The 26,330-nt window shown below is 51.4% G+C and carries 23 protein-coding genes; 12 read left to right on the forward strand and 11 right to left on the reverse strand.

All coding sequences use genetic code 11. The features are described 5' to 3' along the window. Nucleotides 1-214 precede the first annotated feature (214 nt). Both AB3G37_RS11505 and AB3G37_RS11510 read left to right on the forward strand, forming a co-directional pair. Entirely contained in the window at nucleotides 215-1,630 is a 1,416-nt protein-coding gene (locus AB3G37_RS11505; RefSeq protein WP_369790777.1) for an MDR family MFS transporter, read from the forward strand. Between the two features lie 90 nt (nucleotides 1,631-1,720). Next, a complete protein-coding gene (locus tag AB3G37_RS11510) occupies nucleotides 1,721-3,247 on the forward strand; it encodes a DUF2235 domain-containing protein (RefSeq protein WP_369790778.1) in 1,527 nt (508 codons plus the stop codon). 43 nt (nucleotides 3,248-3,290) lie between these two features. Here the strand turns inward: AB3G37_RS11510 and AB3G37_RS11515 are convergent, their stop codons facing one another. Next, entirely contained in the window at nucleotides 3,291-3,590 is a 300-nt protein-coding gene (locus AB3G37_RS11515; RefSeq protein ID WP_009637189.1) for a DUF1161 domain-containing protein, read from the reverse strand. A 146-nt stretch (nucleotides 3,591-3,736) separates the two neighbouring features. Continuing rightward, on the reverse strand, nucleotides 3,737-4,105 hold the full coding sequence (locus AB3G37_RS11520) for a DUF1283 domain-containing protein (protein ID WP_009637190.1): 369 nt from the start codon (nucleotides 4,103-4,105) through the stop codon (nucleotides 3,737-3,739). 143 nt (nucleotides 4,106-4,248) lie between these two features. Between AB3G37_RS11520 and AB3G37_RS11525 the strand changes: the two genes are divergently transcribed. Beyond that, entirely contained in the window at nucleotides 4,249-4,575 is a 327-nt protein-coding gene (locus AB3G37_RS11525; protein WP_369790779.1) for a YnfA family protein, read from the forward strand. 74 nt (nucleotides 4,576-4,649) lie between these two features. Here AB3G37_RS11525 and ydfG read toward each other — a convergent pair whose 3' ends face one another. From ydfG to AB3G37_RS11540, 3 genes are all read right to left on the reverse strand, one after another. Continuing rightward, on the reverse strand, nucleotides 4,650-5,399 hold the full coding sequence (gene ydfG, locus AB3G37_RS11530) for a bifunctional NADP-dependent 3-hydroxy acid dehydrogenase/3-hydroxypropionate dehydrogenase YdfG (protein WP_009637192.1): 750 nt from the start codon (nucleotides 5,397-5,399) through the stop codon (nucleotides 4,650-4,652). A gap of 118 nt (nucleotides 5,400-5,517) precedes the next feature. Continuing rightward, nucleotides 5,518-6,579, reverse strand: coding sequence for an aldo/keto reductase (locus AB3G37_RS11535; protein ID WP_369790780.1), 1,062 nt, complete (start codon nucleotides 6,577-6,579; stop codon nucleotides 5,518-5,520). Nucleotides 6,580-6,638: 59 nt separating this feature from the next. Beyond that, a complete protein-coding gene (locus AB3G37_RS11540) occupies nucleotides 6,639-8,108 on the reverse strand; it encodes an MFS transporter (protein WP_369790781.1) in 1,470 nt (489 codons plus the stop codon). 398 nt (nucleotides 8,109-8,506) lie between these two features. Between AB3G37_RS11540 and AB3G37_RS11545 the strand changes: the two genes are divergently transcribed. Further along, nucleotides 8,507-9,562, forward strand: coding sequence for an acyltransferase family protein (locus tag AB3G37_RS11545; protein ID WP_369790782.1), 1,056 nt, complete (start codon nucleotides 8,507-8,509; stop codon nucleotides 9,560-9,562). 78 nt (nucleotides 9,563-9,640) lie between these two features. Here the strand turns inward: AB3G37_RS11545 and AB3G37_RS11550 are convergent, their stop codons facing one another. Genes AB3G37_RS11550 through AB3G37_RS11570 form a run of 5 tightly spaced genes read right to left on the reverse strand, consistent with a single transcriptional unit; the run spans nucleotide 9,641 to nucleotide 14,731 of the window. After that, nucleotides 9,641-10,735, reverse strand: a complete 1,095-nt coding sequence (locus AB3G37_RS11550; protein ID WP_369790783.1) for an ABC transporter ATP-binding protein — start codon at nucleotides 10,733-10,735, stop codon at nucleotides 9,641-9,643. Continuing rightward, nucleotides 10,736-11,704: a carbohydrate kinase family protein gene (locus tag AB3G37_RS11555; RefSeq protein ID WP_369790784.1), complete on the reverse strand. Its 969-nt coding sequence runs from the start codon at nucleotides 11,702-11,704 to the stop codon at nucleotides 10,736-10,738. It lies immediately after the preceding gene. 28 nt (nucleotides 11,705-11,732) lie between these two features. Next, complete coding sequence (locus AB3G37_RS11560; protein ID WP_369790785.1) at nucleotides 11,733-12,572, reverse strand: carbohydrate ABC transporter permease; 840 nt, start codon at nucleotides 12,570-12,572, stop codon at nucleotides 11,733-11,735. After that, nucleotides 12,569-13,471 (reverse strand): carbohydrate ABC transporter permease, encoded by a 903-nt coding sequence (locus tag AB3G37_RS11565; protein ID WP_369790786.1) that lies wholly within the window; start codon nucleotides 13,469-13,471, stop codon nucleotides 12,569-12,571. The genes AB3G37_RS11560 and AB3G37_RS11565 overlap by 4 nt, the downstream gene beginning before the upstream one ends. 9 nt (nucleotides 13,472-13,480) lie before the next feature. After that, entirely contained in the window at nucleotides 13,481-14,731 is a 1,251-nt protein-coding gene (locus AB3G37_RS11570) for an extracellular solute-binding protein (protein ID WP_369790945.1), read from the reverse strand. A 284-nt stretch (nucleotides 14,732-15,015) separates the two neighbouring features. Between AB3G37_RS11570 and AB3G37_RS11575 the strand changes: the two genes are divergently transcribed. From AB3G37_RS11575 to xdhC, 6 genes are all read left to right on the forward strand, one after another. Next, nucleotides 15,016-16,203: an ROK family protein gene (locus tag AB3G37_RS11575; protein ID WP_369790787.1), complete on the forward strand. Its 1,188-nt coding sequence runs from the start codon at nucleotides 15,016-15,018 to the stop codon at nucleotides 16,201-16,203. Nucleotides 16,204-16,344: 141 nt separating this feature from the next. After that, a complete protein-coding gene (gene guaD, locus AB3G37_RS11580) occupies nucleotides 16,345-17,670 on the forward strand; it encodes a guanine deaminase (RefSeq protein ID WP_009637203.1) in 1,326 nt (441 codons plus the stop codon). 128 nt (nucleotides 17,671-17,798) lie between these two features. Further along, nucleotides 17,799-18,428, forward strand: a complete 630-nt coding sequence (locus AB3G37_RS11585; RefSeq protein ID WP_369790788.1) for a TetR family transcriptional regulator C-terminal domain-containing protein — start codon at nucleotides 17,799-17,801, stop codon at nucleotides 18,426-18,428. Between the two features lie 224 nt (nucleotides 18,429-18,652). Beyond that, complete coding sequence (gene xdhA, locus AB3G37_RS11590; RefSeq protein ID WP_369790789.1) at nucleotides 18,653-20,131, forward strand: xanthine dehydrogenase small subunit; 1,479 nt, start codon at nucleotides 18,653-18,655, stop codon at nucleotides 20,129-20,131. Further along, entirely contained in the window at nucleotides 20,124-22,553 is a 2,430-nt protein-coding gene (gene xdhB / locus AB3G37_RS11595) for a xanthine dehydrogenase molybdopterin binding subunit (protein WP_369790790.1), read from the forward strand. Before xdhA ends, xdhB begins: the two co-directional genes overlap by 8 nt. A gap of 13 nt (nucleotides 22,554-22,566) precedes the next feature. Beyond that, the gene (xdhC, locus tag AB3G37_RS11600; protein WP_369790791.1) at nucleotides 22,567-23,352 is read left to right on the forward strand and encodes a xanthine dehydrogenase accessory protein XdhC; all 786 of its coding nucleotides are present in this window, start codon (nucleotides 22,567-22,569) and stop codon (nucleotides 23,350-23,352) included. A gap of 68 nt (nucleotides 23,353-23,420) precedes the next feature. Here the strand turns inward: xdhC and AB3G37_RS11605 are convergent, their stop codons facing one another. Beyond that, nucleotides 23,421-24,356: an NADP-dependent oxidoreductase gene (locus tag AB3G37_RS11605; RefSeq protein ID WP_369790792.1), complete on the reverse strand. Its 936-nt coding sequence runs from the start codon at nucleotides 24,354-24,356 to the stop codon at nucleotides 23,421-23,423. A 58-nt stretch (nucleotides 24,357-24,414) separates the two neighbouring features. Between AB3G37_RS11605 and AB3G37_RS11610 the strand changes: the two genes are divergently transcribed. Then, on the forward strand, nucleotides 24,415-25,338 hold the full coding sequence (locus AB3G37_RS11610) for a LysR family transcriptional regulator (RefSeq protein ID WP_369790793.1): 924 nt from the start codon (nucleotides 24,415-24,417) through the stop codon (nucleotides 25,336-25,338). 109 nt (nucleotides 25,339-25,447) lie between these two features. Next, nucleotides 25,448-26,329 carry a helix-turn-helix transcriptional regulator gene (locus AB3G37_RS11615; protein WP_369790794.1) on the forward strand — a complete coding sequence of 294 codons (882 nt, stop codon included), beginning with the start codon at nucleotides 25,448-25,450 and terminating at the stop codon, nucleotides 26,327-26,329. The last annotated feature ends 1 nt before the right edge of the window (nucleotide 26,330 follow it).

Raw genomic sequence — 26,330 nt, forward strand, 5'->3', positions numbered from 1 at the left:
AAGTGACGGCGTCACATGTTGATTATTTGTTAAAATGAAACGCTGATAATTTTGCCTGGATACGCCTCGCAAATTGTTACGATAAGCAGAATGCGTTGGTAAAGTGGCTGATATACTGGGCAACTGCCAGTAGAGGAGAATCGATATCGCTACCAATACTTTACCCGACGTCCACGTCGACAGCCGCCATCGCCCACTGGTGTTGACGGCCTGCATGCTTTCAATGTTTATGGCCGCCGTTGAAGTGACCATTGTTGCTACCGCCATGCCAACAATCATTGCCGATTTAGGAGGCTTCAGTCTTTTAGGTTGGGTGTTTGCGATTTATTTGCTGACTCAGGCGATTACTGTACCTATTTATGGGCGTTTGGCCGATTTGTATGGCTGTCGACGAATGTTTTTCATCGGCACCCTGTTATTTCTGACCGGGTCGGTGCTGTGCGGCTTTGCACCTTCACTGGTGTGGATGATCGCTTTTCGTGCACTGCAAGGTCTGGGAGCAGGAGCGATTACGCCGGTCGCCACGACTTTAATCGCCAATATTTACGGACCTCACGAACGGGCCAAAGCTCAGGGGTATCTGGCCAGCGTGTGGGGCGTTTCGGCAATTATTGGGCCATTACTTGGTGCATTTATCGTTCAGCATTTCCACTGGTCAATCGTGTTCTGGATAAACCTGCCAATTGGCGTGGTTGCAATGATTATTCTGGCGCGATATTTACCGCCAGACGCGGCGAAGAAAAACCACGCGCTTGACCTGGCCGGAACGGCATTGTTGTCTTTTGGCGTCGCGGCGCTGTTGCTGGCATTATTGCAGGCAGAAGAGCTGGGCTATTATTCATTTCTGCTGCTTGGCGCGGCGATTATCGCAATTTTGCTGTTGGTTTATCAGGAGCGCAGGGCGCCAGAGCCTTTGTTCCCGCTGTCGCTGTGGCAAAATAACGTGGTTATTGCCGCCAATATAGGGGGATTGGTGCTGGGTGCCAGCATGATGGGCATCAGCGCTTTTTTACCGACTTATATTCAGGGCGTTCTCGGCGGTTCCCCGCTGCAGGCGGGGGCAACATTAGCTTTAATGTCACTCGGTTGGCCGTTGGCGAGTACCCTCAGCGGTAATTTAATGCAGGCCACGTCTTATCGATTTACCGTTTTGCTGGGCACGCTTTCACTGATTTTGGGCAGTCTGGTCTTGCTGTTGTTAACTCCGGGATCGGGCCTGTGGTGGGCGCGCGTGGCAGCATTTATGATTGGGGTTGGGATGGGATTGTGTAACACCACCTTCATCGTATCGGTACAAAACTCGGTTGCAGTGTCGATTCGCGGGATTGCCACCGCGTCAACGCTTTTTACCCGCATGCTCGGCTCGGCGTTGGGAACTGCGGTGCTTGGCGCGACGCTGAATCTCAATCTGCAAAGTCGCCTGCCGGGGATGAACGATCCGGTGCAAACGTTGATGGACAAACCCTTAAGACAACATTTATCTGATGACAGGCTAAGCCAGGTGATTGCACAGGTTTCAGCTTCGCTGCATTGGGTGTTTATCCTCGCAGCGGTAATTTCATTTCTGGCATTAGCGGCGGTGTTTTTGATTCCCAAAGGCCAACGGCCTGCCAAGAAGGAAAGTCCTTAAATAACATTATTATAAGATCTCGCAGGTCTAAAGGTGATTTTCGGCGTGATATTTTACGCGTAATTTTACTTTTGACCTGTGAGTGCAGTAATGAATAAAAATCAACAAGAGATCATCCTGACAGTAGGTCTATTTTTCGACGGCACCGGAAATAATGCTATTAATGTCGGGAACATGCTTGATGACTGTAAAAACGATAATTTTAATGTGTATTCACTCGAGGCAAAAACCCTTCTCTGGCAGCATGCCGTAACACATAAAAAACTGATGGGTAACCATGCTTTAAGTTATACGAATTATTACTCGAATGTGTACTGGTTAAGTTATCTCTATAAGCAAACTTATTCGGCGCCGAACAATTATTTTCAAAAATCTCTATATATTCAGGGGATTGGAACTGAATCGGAGAAGCCTGACAGCTTGTTAGGCTCAGCGCTGGGGGTTGCAGGAACGGGTATTATTGCCAAGACAGATGTAGCTATAAACATGATTTCATTAGCTATACAGCAAGAAATAGTTGCGATAAAAAAAGTGTTGGCCACAGATAACTTTATTATTAAATCCCTTCAGTTCGATATATTTGGTTTTAGTCGCGGTGCGGCTTCGGCTCGCCATTTTTCCAACCGAGTATTTAATAAAGATCCCGCCCTTATACAAGCAGTAAAAGGCGGAGTTGGCTGTCTGGAATATCATGGCGAGCCGTGCGGAAAAACACGATTTATTGGCATTTTCGATACAGTAACTGCAATAGGTGAGGTGGCAAATGGTTTGAATCCTCACAGCTCCAATACTGGCAGTGTAGATATTAGACTTCGGCCTGGAGTCGCGGAAAAGGTATTCCACATCACGGCTCAGCACGAATGTCGTTTTAACTTCGCCCTTAACAGTGTTCAACCGTCATGGCCCGAACTCACGCTGCCTGGCAGTCACTCTGACATCGGCGGTGGCTATTTACCGTTGGAAAAAGAAAATGTCTTTCTGACCAGGCCCTATAGCCAGCCTGTCAATAAGCAACAACTTGATTCAGAAACACGGGTATATCGCCAAACTTTAGCTCAACGCAAGACGATAGAGTCTGCGCCAACACTTACGCCAATATTACGCAATCAAAAAGTGCTGGTCGAAAGCTGGTCTAAAATTTCTTATCAGCGGGATCGGTATAATAACGAGCAAAAATTTAGTTTCTCGGCGTTGGCTTTGCCTGAGCGAATCATTAAAAATGATTGGTCAAGAGTGGTCTTGAGAGTCATGGTTGATGCAGCGAAAAAGGCGGGGGTTTTATTTGATCCTATCAGCGATACCCAGCAAGAATTACTGTTACCTCCTGAATTGACGCCCTTACTCAGCAAAGCGCTGGCGATGGGAGATGCCGTCTGGCATGGACAAAAAAATGCCGAATTTAGCAACGACGAGCTAACATTACTCGGCAAAGATTACCTGCACTGCTCGGCAAACTGGAATGAGGTCATGGTTGATGCGCAGGGCGCGCATTTTGGCGAGTCGGCGGTAACGGAAATTATCGGCTTTACCAATCGTCCAGATGAACACTGGAAAAGAACTTGTTACGGTATGGACGGCATCCGGCAACCATCCGCCGAGAAAACAAAAAAGGCTTAAACAGTTGCCCGCTTAAGCCTTAACTCATTGGATTAACAACACCTTACTGTGCTGTGGCATCCTGACTGGTTCCAGTTTTCGGACTTGCAGTCGTGTCATCGCCACCGCCAGAAGTCTTGCTGTAAACAATTTTCTGTGTGTCGTTATCACAGTGACCCACCACCTGACCACCGGCCTGATCTGCCTGATCGTTCGCGACGATATCCAGTTTGAAGCCTGACTCAGGTAAGCCATTAGCCACGATTTTCTTGGAAATATCCGCTTTTACGCTGTCGCAAGAGGCCATTGCAGCCAGTGGAGACAGGGTCATTAGAGCCAGGCAAACCATCAGAGTCTTTTTCATATTTTCGTCCTTTAATGAATAGCTTGTATGCCAAGTTTAGCAGCTAACTACAATCTATCGAGCTGGGTTTGTAGGTCTGTTCTGAGTTATCAATAACAACGAGCAAAAATTTTGTTTACGCTAACCGGTCGATTAAGACCTGATGATTAAGGTGCCAGCAGCTGATTGCCAGTGCGACGGTCAAGGCAGCGCGAGGTTGTCGGTTCCCAATAGGCATTGAGATTGCGGCTGGCGTTGCATCTGTCGCGCAGCTGTTCCGCGTTGGCGTACTTGGCGTTGTCTCTTTCTTGAATTTCGATTCTCTGTTGGCGCAGTGTTCGAGTCGCGTTCCATTGCTCTTTACTTTGCTGAGCCTGTTCGTTGCTCAGGGAGTTATTGCCGCTACCGCCAAATACGCAAGTTCCGCCAGCGCAGTTGGTTTCAGCATGGGCAGCGATCTGCCAGGTGCCTGAAAGAACCAGCAGGGCGACTGGTAGCATCCGGCGGAGCAGTCGAGACTTCACTATTGTATTCATTAGCTCTTCCTTATAGGTTTACACATCGCAAACGCGATTAGTAAAATTATACCACCCTGACCGCATACGTCACCTAATGACAGGCTGATGGTTTAGATTTGATTCAACTAGATAGTAAAATTTTAGGGAGTTTCTCCGCCTCAATGTTAAAAACAACGCTGCTATTCTTTGTCACCGCGCTGGCCGAAATTATCGGCTGTTTCCTGCCTTACCTTTGGCTGCGCAAGGGTGGAAGCGTCCTGTTGTTGGTTCCTGCGGCTGCAAGTCTGGCGCTGTTTGTCTGGCTGCTCACCCTGCATCCTGCGGCAAGCGGGCGCGTTTATGCCGCTTATGGCGGGGTTTACGTCCTGACTGCGCTGCTGTGGCTGCATTTTGTAGACGGCGCAAAACTGGCGATTACCGACTGGATTGGTGCACTGGTTGCACTGGCCGGCATGCTGATTATCATTTCTGGCTGGAAGTCTTACTGATACGCCTCGGGCATGAAAAAGGGCGTCGTTTTCGCGATGCCCTGAGTAAATTTTGTGACTTGTTTGCTTAACGATTACTCGTCGCGGTTAACGCGCAGACCGGCGAAGGACTGATTAACCGGCATCATCTCAATAGAGTTGATGTTGACGTGCGCAGGCAAAGTTGCTGCCCAGAACACGGATTCAGCGACGTCTTCAGCAGTGAGCGGATCAGTTTTATCATAGGTCTGGTTAACTTTCTGGTCGTCTCCTTTGAAGCGCACGTTAGAGAACTCAGTGCCGCCGCACAGGCCCGGCTCGATGTTGGTTACGCGCACTTTCGTACCAAACAGGTCGGTTCGCAGATTAAGACTGAACTGGCGTACAAACGCCTTGGTCGCGCCATAAACGTTACCGCCCTGATAAGGCCAGTTACCGGCGATAGAGCCGATATTGATGACGTGCCCGGTATTGCGCTCAACCAGCCCCGGCAGAACGGCGCGGGTCACATACACTAAACCTTTGGTATTGGTATCGATCATGGTTTCCCAGTCGTCCAAAGAAGCCTTGTCAGCCGTTTCAATACCCAGTGCCAGACCAGCGTTGTTCACCAGAACGTCAATTTTTTTCCATTCAGCAGGCAGTGAAGCCATCGCTTGCTCGATAGAGGCGCGATCGGTGACATCCAGCTGAGCAACATGCAGTGCGTCACCGAGTTCGGCTTTCAAATCATCCAGACGTTCTTTACGACGACCGGTGGCAATAACCTGGTGTCCGGCGCTAACGAATTTACGGGCAATAGCGGCGCCAAATCCGGCTGTAGCGCCGGTTACGAAAATGATCATCTTTGCGTTCCTTAAAATAATAAGCCCTGCGAGCAGGGAAAAGTTTAGGCCATAAAAATTGCTGGGTTTACTAATAACACATTGTTAACTAAGGCGGCTAGAGCGATCGTGCGCGAGCTTATTTGTTGTGCTTCAAATAGGGCGCAATCAGTGACAAATCGGCATCCGACAGGCGATCGGAAGCAGTCTGCGCCTGATGCCAGTAAGGATAAAGCAGCGGAGGCTGGCTGACCTGATTCAGTCGCTCAAGCTCCTCGGTGCTCAATTCCAGATGCGCCGCTTTCAGGTTATCTTCCAGCTGTTGCTCACTGCGCGCTCCGACAATCACCGAACTCACCAGCGGTTTTGAAAGCAGCCAGGCCAGTGAAATCTGCGCTGCCGAAACACCTCGCGCCTCGGCGATTTCAACTAATACATCAACAATATCATAGAGTTTATCTTCATCACGCACGGGTGGTTCACCCCATTCAGCCAGATGACGAGTCCCCTCCGGCTGCGGCTGATTGCGGCGATATTTCCCTGACAGTAAACCGCCCGCCAGTGGGCTCCATACCAGCACGCCCAGCCCCTGATCGTGACTCACCGGCAGCAGCTCATACTCGGCTTCACGCGCCTGCAGGGTGTAGTGAATTTGCTGGCTAATCGGGCGCACCCAATGATTGGCTTCACTCACGCCCAGCGTTTTCATCAGATGCCAGGCCGAAAAGTTGGACAGGCCGACATAGCGCACTTTGCCACTGCTCACCAAGTCTTCCAGCGCGCGTAGCGTTTCTTCCAACGGCGTCAGGCCATCCCATTGATGTAATTGGTAAAGATCAATATGATCGCTATTCAGGCGCTTAAGGCTGGCCTCGCATGCGCGCAAAATATGATGGCGTGATGAACCGGCGTTATTCACACCTTCACCCATCGGGAACCGCGCCTTGGTCGCGATCAGCACGTCGTTTCGCTGCTTGCCCAAGGCCTCGCCAAGAATTTCTTCGGACATACCGCCCGAATAAACATCAGCAGTATCAAACAGGTTAATACCGGCGTCGCGACAGAGCGTAATCTGGCGTCGCGCATTCGCGACATCGGTCTGACCGGTTTTAGCAAATTTACCCTGACCACCGAAGGTCATGGTCCCGAGACTCAGCTTTGAAACTTTGAGTCCTGAACGGCCAAGTTGACGATATTCCATCTTGTGTCTCCTTACCTGTGATTTGCATTGATAGGTAGTTAGTAGCGGATGTTAATCTTCTAAATTTGTGGCGTTTTTTCTGTTGGCTTTGCGGATTCGACTGAGTTTGCCGCCGCTTTCTTTTTCTTCTGGCGGATCTCGTCGCCGTCGGTGATGCTCAGGGTCATACTATCGAACATGCCAAAAATAGCGATGCAGCCGACAATAATAAATGCCAGTCGGAAACTGCCCAGCGAGATGCCGTTGCTGCTTAGCGGTGCAAAATGTTCGGCAACACGCAGCGCCAGCGCGCCAATGGCAATACCGAGTCCGGAAGAGAGCTGCTGGGCGGTGTTAAATAATGTGTTGGCGCCCCCCATCATCGGACTCGGCACCTGTGAAAACGCCAGAGTATTCACGGCGGTAAACTGCATCGAGCGCGTCATACCGCTGACAAACAGCAATATAAAGGTTAACGGCGTCGGCACGGCCGGAGTGAGAAAGGCACAGGCAAAAATAGTCAGTGCATTCAGAAAGCCGTTAACCACCAGAATGGATCGAAACGGAAAACGGAATAAAATTGCCGAGGTAAAAGGTTTCATCGCCAGATTACCGGCAAACACCGATAGCACAAGCAAACCGGCATCAAAGGCGTTCATGCCGTAGCCAAGCTGGAACAGCAGCGGCAGTAAAAAGGGTAACGCACCGATTGCGATACGAAACAGCGACCCGCCAATAACCGTGACATTGTAACTTTTTATCTTCATTGCAATCATTGGCAGCAGGGGATGAGGCGTTTTTAACGAATGAGTCACTGCCAACGCGCCGACCAATAAACTGCCGATCACACACAGTGTCGGCTGCCACAAAGAGGCTCCCCCTTTATTAAACCAGTCTAGACCAAACATCAGCCCCAGACAGGCGACCCCGGTCAGCACAAATCCTAAAATGTCGAAAGGCACGCCCTTTGGACCTGTTTCGTTGGGAATAAGCTTTATACTCAGCAACAGCGCAATCACTCCCAATGGGACATTCAGGATGAAAATCCAGTGCCACGAGGCATAGGTCGTAATGAAACCGCCGAGCGGAGGTCCGAGTATCGGGGCAACCAGCGCGGGCCAGGTAATGGTTGCAATGGCTTTTATCAGATCGGCCTTGGCGGTATTACGTAGCACCACCAGCCTGCCAACGGGGACCATTAATGCACCAGCAAACCCTTGCAGCATGCGGGCTGCGGTAAATGAAGGCAAGCTGACACTCATTGCGCACAGGATTGACGCCAGGGTAAACAGCACAATAGCGGAAGAGAAAATAGTTCGCGTGCCGAAGCGGTTGGCTATCCAGCCACTGGCCGGGATAAACACCGTTAAAGTCAAAATATAGGCAGAAACGCCAATGTTGAGGTCGATAGGGTGAACCCCAAACGCTTGCGCCATTTTTGGCAAAGCAGTGACGATAACCGTGGCATCGAGATTTTCCATAAACATCGCGCCAGCCACCAGCAGTGGGAGCGCAGAACCTGATGGAAGTGTAAGTTTTTTCATTGGCATAGTGCCTGAATATAAAGGAAGTTCCTTGTGCTGAACATCAATAAGTCCCTGAATAAAAGCAATAAATTAGCTTAGTTTATGCCTGTTTTTGCAAAGCGGAAAGTGCCGTAAAGTGCAGGCATATAGATTAGCAAGCTCATATTTGGCCTGGCAATTAACAGCCAGTCTGCCTCTGAGCATAGCCGATTCGGGTGGGCGATCAACTGCAAAATTGTGTGTAAATTTTGTTACCTAATTGCGCCATTAAAGTTAAGGCAGATATTGGGAGTTCACAACGCCAGCCCGATCAATCGATCAATTAATTAATCAATTTTTTAGCCAGCGGGCCATAGGTTTGGCTCATTAATTTGTATACCGAAGGAAAAAATAACCTTTATTTGCTTGTCGGTAGCCAAAAGATGAAATCCAAAATTGAGTCGTTGCAGGTGCTGCGTGCTTTTGCCGCTGTCTTTGTGGTGGTAAACCATTTGTGGGGAGAATACGACACAACAATTACCCAGAGTTTAGGGCTTAATATTATAGGTAATTTCGGCGTAGATGCCTTCTTTATTCTTAGCGGGTTTATCATGTGTTATAAAACACGTGAAGATTCACGGCTGGGATTGAGCACGGGGATTGATTTTCTAAAAAAGAGAATTGAAAGGATCTATCCAATTTTTTTAATCATATTAATTCCTTTTATGCTGCTTTATCTTAAGCAAACGCACCCTGCAAGAATTTATGAAATTATAGGCAACATTTTCCTGCTACCGTCTTTTACCAGTAATCCAAGCTATCATATGCTTATTGGACCTTCGTGGTCGCTGGTTTACGAAATGTTTTTTTATATTATCTATGCGGTTGTCATGATGCTGGTAAGAAATAAAAAACAGCTAGTCATTTTTTCTGTAGGATTCTTGGTATTGATGGTCGTCACCATAGACGGCTTCTCGCTGCAAGGCCCGGAATTAGGGGCGTCGAACTTCTCCTACATGATAGGCGATCCGCTGATGATCAACTTTGCAATGGGCTGTCTTTATGCCCAATGCTTCAATAAACTGCATCAGGTTAAAATATCAATACCATTAGCCACTATTATGATTCTGGCCTTTTTCATACTTGGGATGTGGTTAAATGAGAAGGGAATCGCCCGATTTGTCTCTTTTGGACTTCCGGCGATGGCAATAGTGATTATATTTAGTCTTATGGATGCATCAGGCTCTCGGTCTTACCGTTTGCTGGTTTATTTAGGCAATGCTTCGTACAGCATTTATATTACGCATTTCTTCACTCAAGTTTGCGCGCTGATTTTATTCTCCCATATGAATATCAATCATGATTTATATGGCATTATATTTTCAATGGTTTCAGTGATTGCCGCCTGTATATTCTATTCATTGATTGAGAAAAGGATTATTTTGGCCTTTCAAAAAAGGTCATTGCATCAGCGAGTGCCCAAGGATGTGATTCAATAAAATGCCGCTCAGGCAATACCCGGCAGAGTATTGCCTGTTGTTAAGTATAATAACCAATCCAACACATTTATTAATCTATTAACTGTCGCTTTCTGCTAATCGCTGCCCGCTTTGAGCATCAAACAGATGAATACCTTCACTGCGTGCCTGGAGATAAACTGGCGTATCGACGTGTGCACTCACGCGGCCTGCGCACTGTACGTGCAGCGGGAATCCACACCAGTCAATATGCATCAGACTGCTTTCACCGGTCACCTCCAGCAGGCGCAACGTTGCGGCGGGCTGCGTGCCGGGGTCAGTTAGCGAAATATCGTGCGGTCGCAAACCCAGGGTTACAGGTTTTCCGGCGCAATTTTGCGCGCCTGGATGCCATTTTTTCGGCAACGGAAACCACAGCTCATCACACTGTACGCCTGGCAGGCCCGCTCTCTCACTGAACACACCGTTAAAGAGATTCATCGGCGGTGAGCCAATAAAACGCGCCACAAAAGTGTTGGCCGGCCGGTCATAAATCTCCAGCGGATCGCCTTGCTGCACGATAAACCCGTCTTTCATTACCACAATACAGTCCGCTAGCGTCATCGCTTCAATCTGGTCGTGAGTAACGTACACCGTGGTGGTTCGAAACTGCTGGTGTACCGACTTTATCTCGGCGCGAAGCTCCATACGCAACTGGGCGTCAAGGTTAGACAGCGGTTCATCAAACAGAAAAACTTTCGGACTGCGCACCAGCGCACGGCCCATGGCAACGCGCTGACGTTGGCCGCCGGACAGGTCTTTCGGCAAACGTTTCAGCAGGTGATCAATACCCAGCACTTTGGCGGCCTGCAATACTTTGCTTTGCTGCTCTGCTTTCGGAACACGTTTTACCTGCATGTGAAAGGCCATATTTTCGGCCACTGTAAGGTGCGGATAAAGCGCATAGCTTTGAAATACCATGGCAATATCGCGATCGGCCGGATCGTGATTGTTGATTTGTTTCTGGTCGAGCAGAATTTCTCCCTCCGACACCGACTCAAGACCGGCCAACAGGCGAAGCAAGGTGGATTTACCGCAGCCGGAAGGGCCAACGAGTACGGTAAAACTGCCGTCCTGAATAGTCAGGTCCAGAGGTTTGAGCACCTGCTGTTTGCCATAGCTTTTGGCCACTTTTACCAATTCAACGCGTGCCATTTATTGAGTCTCCTGATTATTTGCCAACGTAGGATCGGCGACAAGGGCTTGCCAGGTAGGATATACCCGCGGCGAACTGCCAATGGCGGCGCTGGCGACGCGAACTCCCCAACGCAGCGCAGTTTGCTCGTCTTGCCCATAGAGCAGCGCCGATAAATATCCGGCGTTAAAACTGTCACCGGCCCCGATGGTATCGACCACCTCGATGTCCTGTGCTGCAATATGTCGATGCTGGGACGTGCTCCAGCAGTGAGCGCCGTTAGGCCCGCATTTCACGATGCAGCGCCCCTCTACAGGCATCAAAGCCAATAAAGTTTGCGCTGCAGCCTGTAAATCTTCGCCGTCGCCGAGACCCTGAGTTTCGACCTCGTTCAGCAGCAAAGCATCACAGTATTGCAGCCACTGGGGGATCTTTTCGCGCAACTCGAGACTCCAACCCTGAGGTGGCCAGCCGCTGTCAACCGCAACCTGATACCCGCGATGTTTCAACGTTTGCAGCAGCGCGGGATAATCGGCATACAGCGCGGTACACAGGAAAGTACCGCACAGCAATACCCAGTCACCGGGCGTTGCCAGCTCCGGCAATTGGTTCAGTACATCAGCCATTGTCAGGCGAACAATATGTCCCTGATTGCTGAAAAAGGTGCGCTCGTGGTCAGGATGCGTCACGCCAAAAGTCAGCGAGGTTTCGCAGGCATACTGCGGCCAGTGCGCCGCGCTACCCGTAAATAGCCCGGCGAGCCAGGGAGTGAACTGATCGTTGCCCTGATTTGCCACCAGTCGATAAGGCGTACCGAGGGCCTGCAACGCCAGCGCGCAATTGCCCGCCGAGCCGCCAGGGCGCAGCGAACTGGTTTCGAGCATGGCCTCGGTGCCTTTCTCTGGCCACTGGTCAAGGGTGCTCATAATTAAATCCACGTTCAGGTTTCCCACCACGTAAAGTCGGGCCTGAGTTTCAGGTTTTTTCATTTTATTTGCTATTCCTGTACGGATGATCTTAGCCTTTGCTTCCTCCGCTGGTTAAACCACTCACCAGCGTTTTCTGAAGCCACAGAGCAATAAAGAGCGGCGGGACGGCGGCCAGGATCCCCACGGCGGCAATCAACCCGTCGTCGGTGGCGCGACCTGCGGTAAATCCGGCGATGGTCACCGGCAAGGTTTGGGCATCAATATTGTTGGTAAACAACAAGGCATAAAAAAACTCGTCCCACGCCAGCAGCCAGCCAAACATCGCCGATGCACCCAGCGCCGGTTTGGCCAGCGGCAGAGTAATGCGCAATAACACCTGCCAGTAACGCAATCCATCAAGTCGCGCAGCTTGCTCGATATCCAGCGGCAGGGCATCGAATTGATTTTTTAGCATCCAGGTCAGGAATGGCAGGATCATCGAACAGTAGACCAGGATTAGCCCTAGATGGGTGTTAAGCAGGCTGACTTGCTCGAGGATAAAATACAGCGGCAGTACGAACGCGACCGGCGGCACCATGTAAATTGCCAGACTGCCATACAGCCATCCTTCACGGCCTGGGTAGCGCGAGAAGCTGTAAGCCGCCGGAATTGCCAGCAATAGCGAGATAATCGTCGCACCGCAGGCCACCAAAAGGCTGTTCGCCAGCGCGTGCAAGAACAGCGCGCCCGGCTGCCCGGGCTGTAAAGTCAGCAGACTGGCATAGCGGCTAAAGTCCCAGTGCCGTGGCAACCAGCGCAGCGGAATTTGCGCCAGATCGCCAGCCGAACTGACGCTCATCAAAAACAGCCACAGCATGGGTGCCAAAATTGATACCGCAACCAGCAGCGCGGCAAAATAGCGTAATAGCAGTCGAATTCGCTGTTTCATTCGCTGACTCCCTGTTTGCGCTGACGCAGCAACAGCAGCATATAAATGCCAATCAGCAGCGCGCAGATTATGGTCATCAACACCGCGTAGGCTGCGCCGCTGCCGGCACGCAGGTAACTAAAGGATTCTTGATAGACAAAAAAGCTCACGGTTTTGGTGCTGTCCAGCGGGCCACCGCGGGTCATCACGTAGATGATATCAAACACCTTGAAGGCATCGATGGTGCGAAGAATAAGCGCCACCGCCAGGGGTGCGGCTATGGCCGGAAAGGTAATCGCGCGAAAACGTCGCCATGCCGAAGCGCCATCCAGACGCGCCGCCTCGAACAAATCTTCCGGAATGGTTTGTAACGCCGCCAGCGTCAGCAAGGTCACCAGTGGATAATTTTTCCAGATATCGGCGAACATCACCGCGTTAATAGCCGAATCGGGCGAGCCGAGCCAGCTGCGATAGTGGTCGATCAGGCCAATTTGGGTGAGCAGGGCGTTGATGCTGCCATAATCAGGATTAAAATTCAGACGCCACATCGTAGCATTCACAATGGTCGGCAGCGCCCAGGGCAGGATCACCAGCACGCGTAACACGGTGCGCCCCCAGAATTGCTGGTTAAGCAACAGGGCGACCAGCACGCCGATAATTCCCTCGCTGATCACCGACACAAAGGTGAAATATAAAGTTCGCCACAGCGCGGCGCGAAAATCAGGATCGGTGAGGGCGTAGAGAAAATTATCTGCTCCGACCCACGCTGGCGCGGTACCGTCGCCAATCAAGCCGGCATCGGTAAAGCTGAGCCAAAAAGTGCGTACCAATGGCCAGGCGGTCAGAACAAACATCATCACCAGTATGGGTGCCAGCAGCACCCATGCCTGACGACGCTCACGTTGCGGCAAACTGAGCATAGTCATTCCTTAACGTAAACGATCGGCGCTTTGGGTTGCAGCAGCCATCGCATCTTTGGCTGAAGCTTTACCCTGTAAAACGCTCTGCACGTTTTGCTGCAAAATAGTGGAAAGCTGCGAATATGAAGGCGTTACCGGACGTGACAGCATCACGTTTAATGATGTTTTCGCCGCAGCGATCAGCGCTTCCTGGCCTTTTTGCACTGCCGGATCGTCGTAAGATGACTTCCAGATTGGCAGGCTCAGTTTGGCGTATTTATCCTGAACCGGCTGTGAAGTTATGTAAGTAATGTATTCCCACGCCTGGTCTGGATGAGCGCTGGCCTTGGCGATACCAAGCCCCATCGAGCCGTTAACGCCAGAAGCCTGACCTGCAACATCACCCGGAGCCGGCACTACGCCCACGTCGCCAGCCACTTTGCTCTGCTTGGGATCGTTGGCCATGTTGTACATGTAGGTCCAGTTAAGAGCAAAAGCCGCGTCGCCGTTGGAGAATGACTTACGCACGTCTTCTTCGAGGTATTCACGGGAATTTGGGTTGGTCAGGCCTTTATCCAGCGTGTCTTTCATATAATCCATGGCTTTCATCGCCCCAGGATTAGTGAAATTAAGCTTGCCGCCCTGATAAAAATCCCCTTTGAAAGCCGAAACCAGCGTGGTGTAGTCACAAATTAGCGCCTCTGACTGCGACCAACTCCACACCAGCGGATATTTAACAATGTTCTTCTGTTTGAGGATCTCAGCCTGTTTCTCAAGCTCCTGCCAGGTCGTTGGCGGGGCGGTGATCCCGGCTTTGGCTAGCATTGCTTTGTTGTAATACAGGTATTTGGTATCGAGGATCCACGGCATACCCCAACGTTTGTCTTTATAAGTCACGGTTGAAATTGCGCCGTTGAATATTTTGCCTGCTTCGTCGCTGCTGATACGTGAGGTTACGTCTTGCAGTAAGCCAAACTTGGTAAATTCGGCGGGCCAGATGGCGTCGAACAGCACCACGTCATAGCCTTTGTCACCGGCACCGCGCGCCGCAACAATCTTGTCATGCAAAGCTTCGTAGGGCACAAACTCGAGATTCACTTTGATATCTGGATGCGCCTTGGTGAAGTCGGCAGTCATGGCGCGGATATCACTTTCACTGTATGCGGCCTGAGTCATAAACAGCGCGCTCAGCGTGGTTTCGGCCAGGGCATTGGCGGAATAGCCAAAGGCGAGGGCAGACAACACACATAAGGTGGTAGCGGGGCGTAATCTTTTGCTCATCATCTTTCTCCGGTAAAGGCTCGGTAGTGATTAAGTGATTAAGTGATTAAGTGATTAAATCAATTTGATTGCTTTAATAGCGGATAAAAAAATAGTCCGCTATCTCCTCGAGCGTCCCTGCGCTGCCTGCTTTACAAATTCTGGGTCAATCGGGTAGAGCTGCATAGTTAACATGCTTTTAACATCAAGTGTTGTGATACAAGCGCCATTAATAAAATCAATTTGATTGCTTTAATTGCCGGCAGCATACTGCATTAACGATTTTCCTTGGTGCATAGGCAGTTATGACAACTTCTGGAACTAATCTCGAACATGCGCGAGCGCACAATCGTCGGGTGGTGATTGAAGCTATTCGTCTAAACGGTGAACTGACTCGAGCAGAATTGGCGCGCATGACCTCGCTGACTCCGCAAACCGTTTCCAACATTGCCACCGAGCTGGAACAGGCCGGGATACTGTCATCCCATCTGCCGCGCCGAGTCGGGGGAAGAGGCCAGCCCGCCACTCCGTTGACCCTCAATCCAGACAGCGCTTATTCGATTGGCATTCATCTCGATCATCAGTCGCTGTTGGTGGTGTTGGTCGATTTAACCGGCAGGGTGCGCTTTCGTCGATTAGTTAAAGTTCAAAAACCGCAGCCCGAGCCGACCTTCCAATGCATTGAGCAGATATTGCAAGAAATGCGCCAAGAATTGGGGGGCGAAAATAATAAAATCGATTGGCGCAAGATGCTGGGGATTGGCATTGTGATGCCGGGTCCGTTTGGTGTTGAAGGCATTTCCTCTCTAGGGCCAACCACTTTGCACGGCTGGGACAATATCGACGTCGAAAGCCATTTGGGCGCCATGACCGGCTGGCCAGTAACGTTGGAAAATGACGCGACCGTGGCAGCCATCGGCGAGCGTTTTCACGGCGTCGCCAAGCAGCTTAACTCATTTGTTTATCTTTATATTGGCACCGGGTTAGGCGCGGGTATATTTACCGATGGGCGAATTTACACCGGCCATGCACACAACGCGGGCGAAGTGGGGCATATGGTGGTGCAACCCGGCGGACGAGCCTGTTACTGCGGTAATAATGGCTGCCTCGAACGATATCTGTCTTTGCAGGCGGCTTATGAAGGCTGCGGATTAGACCCGATTTCAGCGGTGCCGGAAGACCTGTTGATGGTAGACGAAGCCCTGTTCGATCAATGGCTTGAGACCGCTATCGAACCGGCTTGTCAGGCGATCAATATTATTGAATGCGTCTTTGATGCCCAGTGCGTGATTATTGGCGGCATGATGCCGCAACAGCTGGTTGAAAGGCTGATGAAAAAACTCAAACCGCTGTATCGCTCGGTGCGCAGCCGTTACCCCGACAGCATGCGCCTGCGACTTGGCATGACCGGCGCGGACACCGCGGCACTCGGCGCGGCTGCTTTACCCATCTTCGACGAATTTAACCCACAGTATGAAGTGTTGCTAAAATAGACGTCAAAAAAAATCCTTCCGGTTTGACCGATTGGTCAAACTAATGGCACAAGCCTTGCTTATACTCTTAAGATTATAAAACTTCCTATTAATAACCCCAGTGTTGCAAACGCTGGGTATTGCCATTAAACAGGTAAATTTATGAACCAGAGTATTACGCGCGCCATTCGAGGAAACTTCTTCGATATCACTGGGATTGCCCAGGCTCCAGCCGAAATTGAGTCCATGGCTCGTTATATTGAAGATGGCATGATGTTTCTGAGCGACGGTAAAATCAGCTGGCTCGGCAGCCGAGAAGAAGGGGAACAGCGCCTGCTGGACACCCCATACCCCGTGCCATTGGATGATTACAGCGACAGGCTTATCGTGCCCGGATTCATCGATACCCATATCCATTACCCGCAAACCGAGATGATCGGTGCCTATGGCGAACAGCTGCTGGAGTGGTTGAACAACTATACTTTCCCGACAGAAGCGCAATACCATGACATTGAATATGCTCAGAAAATGTCGAAATTCTTTATCGATCAACTGCTGAATAACGGCACCACTACCGCACTGGTGTTTGGTACCGTTCACCCACAGTCGGTCGATGCGCTGTTTACCGTCGCCGCAGCGCTGAACATGCGCCTGATTGCCGGCAAAGTCATGATGGATAAACACGCGCCCGAGGCACTGCTCGAAACACCTGAAGACAGCGAGCGCGACACTCGGACCCTGATTAAACGCTGGCATAACCATAAACGCCTGAGCTACGCCCTGACCCCGCGCTTTGTGCCGACTTCATCCGCCGAGCTGCTAGATAAGGTCAAACTTATAAAAGATGATTATCCAGATATTTATCTGCAAACTCATCTCAGCGAAAATCTTGATGAAATTTCGTGGGTTAAGTCTCTGTATCCGGCCCATGAACGCTATCTGGATGTTTATCATCATCACGGTTTAACCGGCTCGCGCTGTGTGTTCGCCCATTGTTTGCATCTGGAAGACGAAGAGTGGGACTGTCTCGGCGAGACTGATTCGAGCATTGCATTTTGCCCGACGTCCAATCTGTTTTTAGGCAGCGGATTATTTAATCTCAAGGCTTCGTGGGAGAAGAAAGTGCGGCTCGGCATGGGGACTGACGTTGGTGCAGGGACTACCTTTAATATGCTGCAAACGCTGGGTGAAGCTTATAAGGTCGGGCAGCTACAACGTTATCGATTGTCGGCGTTTGAAGCCTTTTATCATGCAACGCTGGGCGGCGCGCGCGCGCTGCATCTTGATGACAAGATTGGTAATTTCGACAGCGGTAAAGAGGCGGATATGGTGGTGCTCGACCCTGGAGCCACGGCGTTGCAGCAGTTGCGCAGCAGTAATAGTAAAACGTTGGCTGAAAAGTTGTTTGTTTTGATGACATTGGGTGATGACCGCAACATTTATCGCACTTTGGTGGATGGAAAAGTGGTTTATCAGCGTACTCATTAAAAACTACTGTATAAATATCAGGGGGTGCTGAAAAGGGCATCCTCTGCGAAGATTTGATCAGTATTTAACCTCTGGCTTAATCACCGTCTCGCGCCATAACAGGGCAAAAACTCGGGAAAGATGCACCAATGATGAACAGTGAAACCAGCAATAGTCGTGTTCGCCTCGCTCGCGAACGTACCATGGAAAGTATCCATGCTGCGGCAATCGCCGAATTCAGTGAAAAGGGTTTACAAGGCGCCACCACGCAAGCGATTGCGCAGCGAGCAGGGATGAAAAAAACCCAGCTGCATTATTATATCGCCGGTAAAGAAGAGCTATATGAAGAGCTGCTGCAAAAGGTACTTCGCGTTTGGGCCGAGATTATTCAGTTCGACGATAGCCTGGTTGAACCCGAAGCGGTGCTGAGTCGCTATATCAGAAACAAGCTGAATTTCTCCTTTGAACAGCCGGAATTGTCGCGCATTTTTACCAGCGAAGTGTTGAGCGGCGGCCATTACCTGAACAAGTATTGGCCAGGGGCAATCGACAAGATTATCTGCAAAGAAAATCTTATCAATCAGTGGATTGCCGATAAGTTAATCCGCCCGCTTGATGCCCGTTTGTTTATCATGAATATCTGGGCCGTGACGCAGTATTACGCCGATTTTGCGGTACAGGTGAACCATATGTATCGGGATATCAGCAGCAGTCAGCAAAATCGCGAACACATCATTGATGAAGTCACCACCCTTATCCTGCGCGGTTGCGCCGTTTAGGTTTTCTTTCGAGTAAACAGTTGGGTAACCTGGCTTGCCCAACCCCTCGCATTTTCGGTCTATCCTTAAACTATCTTGGTATTTCAGCAGCGCGAATAAACCCCATCAATAGATACCCTTAACAATATTGTTGGCATCAATATTGCTTGGTTTTATCTATAAATTTGACCAGTTGTACAAATCGATTGGTTTGTTGGCAGCGATAATCAGAACAGGGTACGACCATGATCCAGTTTTTGTTGAATGACCGTTTGCAGCAGGAGACAACCTTGCCGCCAGACACCACGGTTTTACAGTATTTACGGCGCGATGCAGGACGGTGCGGAACCAAAGAGGGTTGCGCGTCGGGTGACTGTGGCGCCTGTACGGTGGTAATTGCTGAACCGCAGGGTGAGACGCTGCGTTACACGCCGATCAACGCCTGCCTGACATTTATGTCGGCCTTGCAGGGTAAGCAACTGATTACCGTAGAAGATCTGAAACACCGGGGTGAGCTGCACAGTGTGCAGCAGGCGATGGTAGACAACCACGCCTCGCAGTGCGGCTTTTGTACCCCTGGCTTTGTCATGTCGATGTTTGCGCTGCAAAAGAGTGCGCAAAAAAAAATGCAATCTGCCGCATTGGCGAGCCGTGGCGCACAGCGCGAAGAAATATTGCAGGCGCTGTCGGGTAACCTTTGCCGCTGCACCGGCTATCGGCCTATTGTCGATGCGGCACATTCCGCTTGTGAATTGCAGGCTGAAGATCAGTTCGATCGCGGCGAAAAAGTGACCCTGCAACGTCTCAGGGCGATCGCGCCGATTGCCGGTCAGGTTACTCGTGAGCAGGATGATGTCAGCCTGCTGCCGTCATCAATTGATGAGCTGGCGGCGGCTTATCTGGCGAATCCACAGGCTAGACTGGTTGCCGGTGGCACCGATTTGGCGTTGGAAGTGACGCAGCGACATCAGCGTTTAACCCAGCTTATCGCCCTAAGCCACATCCCCGAACTTCAGGCGATTAGCGTGACCCCGGACAGCCTGCTGATTGGCGCAGCAGCGACGCTGAGCAGCTGTTTGCCGCTATTGGAGCACGAATTTCCGGATTTTGGCGCGCTGCTTGAGCGTTTTGCCTCACAGCAAATTCGTAATCAGGGCACCTTTGGCGGAAATATCGCCAACGCTTCACCGATTGGCGACGGCGGACCGGTGCTGTTGGCGCTGGGTGCTTCTCTGGTTTTGCGCCGTGGAAAAGAGCAGCGAACATTGCCGCTGGAACAGTTTTATCTGGGCTATAAGCAAACTGCTTTGCAGGCCGGTGAGTTCATCGAGCAGATTATTATCCCTCGCGTGGCGGCGGATTCGAGCAGAACACTCAAAGTCTACAAAGTTTCCAAACGCCTCGACGATGACATTTCGGCAGTGTGCGGCGCGTTCCACATTGAAGTGCGGGAGGGCATCGTGATCCACGCCTCGATTGCCTATGGCGGCATGGCGGCGATTGCCAAACGCGCCTCACACTGTGAGCAGCAACTGGTTGGCCAGGTTTGGCAAAGCACTACCGTTGAGCGGGCCTGTCAGGCATTAGCCGTCGATTATCAGCCTATTAGCGATTTTCGCGCCAGTCAGGAGTACCGCATGCAGGTGGCAAAAAACCTGCTGCGCCGCTGCCTGATCGAAACGACCTCTTCTGAAACTTTGATGCGGGTGACGCAATATGTCTAAATCATCACCTATCCCAACTCAGGAAACTCTGGCCGAGCTGTTCCGCGCCGGTCTGGCCAGCGGCACCGGCAAGAGCATGAAACACGAAAGCGCCGACAAACACGTCAGCGGCGAGGCAATTTACATTGACGACCGGCTGGAGTTCCCCAACCAGCTGCATCTCGTTCCGCGTCTGAGTGACGTCGCGCATGCCGAAATTCTGCGTATTGACATCGAACCTTGTTACGCCATTCCCGGCGTGGTTAAAGTCATCACTGCCGCCGATGTGCCCGGCGAGCTGGATATTGCGCCTTTGACCGAGGGTGACCCTTTACTGGCTAAAGATCGGATTGAATATTACGGGCAAATCCTGCTGGCCGTGGCGGCCACCTCACAGGAAGCGGCACGTCAGGCGGCGGCAGCGGCAATTATTGAATATCGTGAACTCGAAGCCGTATTAAGTGTTAAGCAGGCTCTGGCGGAGCAGCATTGGGTTGAAGAACCGCACGTTCACAAGCGCGGAGATTCAGCTACGGCGCTGCTCAACGCCGAGCATCGGTTGCAGGGCGAACTGGAAATCGGCGGTCAGGAACACTTTTATCTCGAGACGCAAATTGCCACCGTAATGCCTGGTGAAGACGGGGCGATGCTGGTCTATAGCTCGACGCAACACCCGACCGAGGTGCAGAAACTGGTCGCTTCGGTGCTTGGCCTGCCGATGCATAAAGTGGTGGTGGATATGCGTCGCATGGGAGGCGGTTTTGGCGGCAAAGAAACTCAGGCAGCGGGCACGGCTTGTCTGGCGGCGCTGGCGGCGCATCTCACTGGGCGACCGGTTAAAATGCGCCTGTCACGGCAGGATGACATGATGATCACCGGCAAACGCCATCCGTTTTATGTCAGCTATGACGTTGGATATAATCATCAAGGATTGATTCAAGGCATCGAAATCAAACTGGCGGGCAACTGCGGTTATTCACTGGATTTGTCCGGATCGATTATCGACCGTGCCATGTTTCACGCCGACAACGCCTATTATCTCGGCGACGCGACCATCACCGGCTATCGCTGCAAAACCAATATTGCCTCGAACACCGCCTATCGCGGTTTTGGCGGACCGCAAGGCATGGTGGCAATCGAGCATATTGTCGATCACATTGCCCGTGAACGAGGTCTTGACCCGCTGACGGTGCGCAAACTGAACTATTACGGCACCCACGATCGTAACGTCACTCATTATTATCAGACCGTCGAGCAAAATCTGTTGCAGGAGATGACCGCCGATCTCGAACAAAGCGCCGACTATGCCGCCCGCCGTGAAGCGATTCGAGAATTTAACGCCCGCAGCCCGTATCTGAAGAAAGGGCTGGCACTCACGCCGGTGAAATTTGGCATCTCGTTTACTGCCAGTTTCCTCAATCAGGCCGGAGCGCTGGTGCTGGTGTATACCGACGGCAGTATTCAGCTCAATCACGGCGGCACTGAAATGGGTCAGGGTCTTAACACTAAAGTCGCGCAGGTGGTGGCCGAAGTCTTTCAGGTTCCGCTGTCGCAGATTCAAATCACCGCCACCGATACCGGTAAAGTGCCGAATACTTCCCCGACAGCGGCTTCTTCCGGGGCAGATCTCAACGGTAAGGCCGCGCAAAATGCAGCGGAAATTATTAAAGGCCGCCTGACTGAAATGCTGATGCGCAACTATCAGGCGCAAGAGCAGGAAATCGCCTTTAGTAATGGCCAAGTCAGGGTTAAAGAGCAGTATTTCACTTTCCAGCAGGTGGTACAGGAAGCCTGGCTGAATCAGGTTTCGCTGTCGAGCACAGGCTTTTATAAAACGCCGAAGATTTTCTACGATCGCAGCAAGGCGGCCGGGCATCCGTTCTATTACTTTTCTTATGGCGCGGCCTGTTCGGAAGTGTTGATCGATACCCTAACCGGTGAATACAAGCTGTTGCGTGCCGATATTCTGCATGACGTGGGTGATTCGTTGAATCCGGCCATTGATATTGGGCAGGTCGAGGGCGGATTTGTGCAGGGTATGGGCTGGCTTACCTGTGAAGAATTGGTATGGAGCGGCAAAGGGCGGCTGGAAACCAGCGGCCCGGCCAGCTATAAAATCCCGGCTATTGCCGACGTGCCACAGGATTTGCGAGTTAAACTGGTGGAAAATCGCAAAAATCCCGAGGATACCGTTTTCCATTCCAAAGCCGTGGGCGAACCGCCGTTTATGCTGGGGATCTCGGTCTGGTGCGCGCTGAAAGACGCTATTGCCAGCGTGGCAGATTATCGGCTGCATCCGCAGCTTGATGCGCCAGCGACTCCAGAACGCGTGCTGCGCGGCGTAACCCTGCTGCAAGATCAGATGGCGCTTTCCAGTGACGTTGTCACTCAAGGGTCACTGATTTCAGCTACCCAAACCACGGCTTCAACCGCCAATCGCTGATTCTGGAGGCCTTATGCGCACCGATGATTGGATAACCCAGCTCAGTCAGTTGCAACAGCGTAAAGAATCCTGCGTGATGCTGACGCTGATCGAACATCATGGCTCAACGCCGCGTAACAGCGGCTGTAAGATGTTGGTGACTGCCGATAATCAGTATTTTACTCTTGGTGGCGGCAATCTGGAGTTTCAGGCCACGGCGATCGCACGGGAAATGATCCAGCAAGGCGCGCAGGAAAGTCGTCTTGAGCGTTTTAATCTCGGAGCCAGACTGGGGCAGTGCTGCGGTGGCGTGGCGACGGTATTGCTGGAGCCGCTTTGCCAGCAGCAGCCTCACGTGGTGGTTTACGGCGCGGGGCACGTCGGACGCGCTCTGGTGGCTATTTTGTCAACCTTGCCGTGCCGCATTAGCTGGGTAGATTCGCGTGCCAGTGAGTTTCCAGCCACCGTTAGCCCGGAAATAAACTGCCTGGTCGATGAAGATCCAGAAGAGACGGTGCAGCAAATGCCTGCCAACAGTTATTTTATCGTGCTGACTCACGACCATCAGCTGGATCTGGCGTTGAGCGAAAAAATCCTTAAACGCAATGATTTCAGCTATTTTGGCCTGATTGGCTCCGAGACCAAACGCAAACGCTTTGACTATCGGCTTGCTGGCAAGGGAATAAGTGAAGAAAGTCTGGCACGGATGCGCTGCCCGGTAGGATTACCCGATGTCAAAGGTAAACTTCCGGCAGAAATAGCGGTGGCTATCGCCGGAGAGTTTATTGCTGCCTATTCCACGGCGGGTGAAGGCCGCTAGAAAGAGTCAGGCGATGAGCCATTATCGCCTGACCTGCCGCAACGCCCCGAGTTGACGGCATAAACCGCTTAGTTCGCATTGCCAATCTTCAGGATTGCGCGTCCGGTCACTCCGCCATGCTGTTGCTCAATCGCTTCGGCGGCCTGAGCGAACTCGTAAACTTTACCGATTTTCAGCATGAGCAAGCCGTCGGCAAGCTGCTGCACCAGTGTTTCCAGCAGCGCGTTGTCAGGATGCATTTGCAGGAATACTGGCTCAGAAGCCGTGCTGATCAACGCAGCAATATCGGGTCTGACCGCACTGACCACGCGCGCAAGCGGTTTTAGCATCGGGCTCAGATTTTCATAACCCGCACCGGCCAAATCAAGCAATAAATCAACGTTTTTAATAGACGCAAATTCTTGCGGATGATGATAATCGATAACCTTATTGGCTCCGAGATGGCTTAAATAGTCGTGATTTTTGGCCGAGGCGGTGGCAATGATTTCGGCACCGGCCTGATGCGCCAACTGTACCGCTAGAGCCCCAACGCCGCCCGCCGCACCGTGGATAAGCACCCGCTGGCCTGCTTTAAGTTGCCCTTGTTCGAATAATCCCTGCCAGGCGGTGGTCCCGCTTACTGGCAACGCGCTGGCTGTTTCGTCAGTGACTCCGGCTGGCACTCGAACCAACTGGGCTGATTCGACAAGAATAAACTGTGCAAAAGCGCCATGGTTTCCAGTCAAACCCATTACGCGGTCGCCTATTTGAAACGTGGTTGATCCGGCAGGAACTGAATCAACAACGCCCATAAACTCGCTACCCGAGGTGACGGGGAATTTCAGCGGGAAGAATTCACTTAAAAATCCGCTGCGAACCTTCATATCAACCGGATTAACCCCCGCACTGATAACTCGGACCACCACTTGAGAACCTGTGGCCTCCGGGATGGCGACATCTTCAATTTTAACCACCTGCTGATTACCGTATTGATGGAAACGCACTGCCTGATTGGAAATAGTCATTTTTTGTTCTCCCGTTAAGTTGAAAGCTACGATAATGGTTTTAAAAATGGTTTGATAGATGGCAAGATTGGCACATGTCGTTCCAAAAATGGACCACTTTATGGATCTCAACGGATTAAAAAGCTTTATTGCCGTCGCGGCGGCGGGCGGATTTGGTGCTGCCAGCCGCCAGACCGGGATGGCTAAATCCAGTCTTTCGCGTCATGTCAGTCAGCTTGAAGACCAGCTCGATGTACGATTGCTGGAACGCACGCAAACCGGCTTTCGGCTAACTGAAGAGGGCAGTTTTATGCTGGAAAAAGCCCAGCCGTTGCTCGATGAACTGAATGACTTGGCCGAGGCGCTGGGCACTCGTCGGCAAAAACCTTCCGGCAAACTTAGAATCAGCGTGCCGACCCTGATGGTGACCTCGTCTTTTGGCGCAGTGGCGGCCCGCTACGCCCGCCTTTATCCCGACGTACAGCTTGAGGTGGTGGCAGAAGACCGGCGAGTTGACCCGATCCGCGAAGGTTACGACGCCGTGCTGCGCGCGCAGCCCGCCAATGATGAAGAGTTGATGGGTAAGAAAGTATTCAGCGACCGCGTTCTGTTAGTCTGCAAGCCTGAAATCAGCGGCGAGCCTTTACCGTTTATCGCTTTGGGCAATCTTTATCGTGATCAACATATACCAATAATCCTAAATGGCGAGGTTAGCCAGATTGCGACCCGTGAAGTTATCCGCCTGTCATCACCGGCAATGATTTATGACGCGGTTTTAGACGGTGTTGGCGCGGCTTTGTTGCCCATTATCATGATTGGCGATGACGTTAAAACGGGCAGGTTGATTTCTCTGGGGGAACAGATTGACGGGGAGATCAATTTCTGGTTTTTGTATCCCAGCCGCCGCCATTTAAGCCTGCGTACAAGGGCATTAATGAATCTGTTGGTAGCGCATTTTGCTGAATATTCTGCTGGTGCAGAAGCAGGCAAGTCAGAAATCTAAATTTTCGGCGGCGGGCATTGGAAATCAAAAGTCGGTTCGGTATTCAGTGTGAAATAGCGCTAAGATAAACTTTATTCAGAAACGTTGATCAACGTGCAGGCGAAAGGTTATGTCAGAAGACAATCGTTCAGACCAAAACAGGCTCGGCAATTATCTTAAAGACCGTCGTAGCCGGTTGGATGCCGCCAGCCTGGGGTATCCGCCGTCAAGAAGGCGCACGCCGGGACTGCGCCGCGAAGAGGTGGCTCTGCGCGCAAACGTTAGCACTACCTGGTACACCTGGTTGGAGCAGGGCCGCGAAGGAGCGCCATCGAGCGAAGTGCTGGAGCGTTTGGCCCGTGCGCTGGTGTTGTCGGAAATTGAGCGCGAATACTTATTTTTGCTGGCACAGAATCGGCCGCCAGCCTTGCAGCATCCTCCAGAATCAACGGTATCACCGCAGTTGCAAAGGTTGCTCGACGCGATGGAGACCATCCCCGCATTTATTAAAACCGCCGATTGGACCGTGGTGGCCTGGAATCGGGCAGCAATTACCGTTCTTGCGGATTACTCGGCCATGCCGCTTAAGCAGCGTAATGTGTTGCGTATGGTGTTTCTGAATACGGAAAAGCGCAGGCTGATGCCGGAGTGGGAAAATATTGCCGGTTTTCTGGTGGCAAATTTCAGAGCCGAAACGGCTCGCGCCGGAATGAGTGACACGGCTCGCCTGCTGATAGACGAGCTTAGCGCAGCCAGCCCTGAGTTTCAGGCGCTTTGGCTTGATCAAAATGTTCGCAATCACGGCGAAGGCACCAAGAAGATTCAGCATCCTGAGGTCGGCATTATCGCTCTCGACTACTCGTCATTTGCCGTGGATGGTAATCCCAATCTCAGCATGGTGGTCTATAACCCGGCGACTGAACACGATAAAGCCAACGTTTTGGCCTTGCTAAAGCGCTCTTCCGGGCAGAACTTGGCCTATGACACTGTGGATCGTGAAGTTTATAAATAAT

The sequence above is a fragment of the Rouxiella sp. WC2420 genome (genome assembly GCF_041200025.1).
Taxonomy (GTDB): Bacteria; Pseudomonadota; Gammaproteobacteria; order Enterobacterales; family Enterobacteriaceae; genus Rouxiella.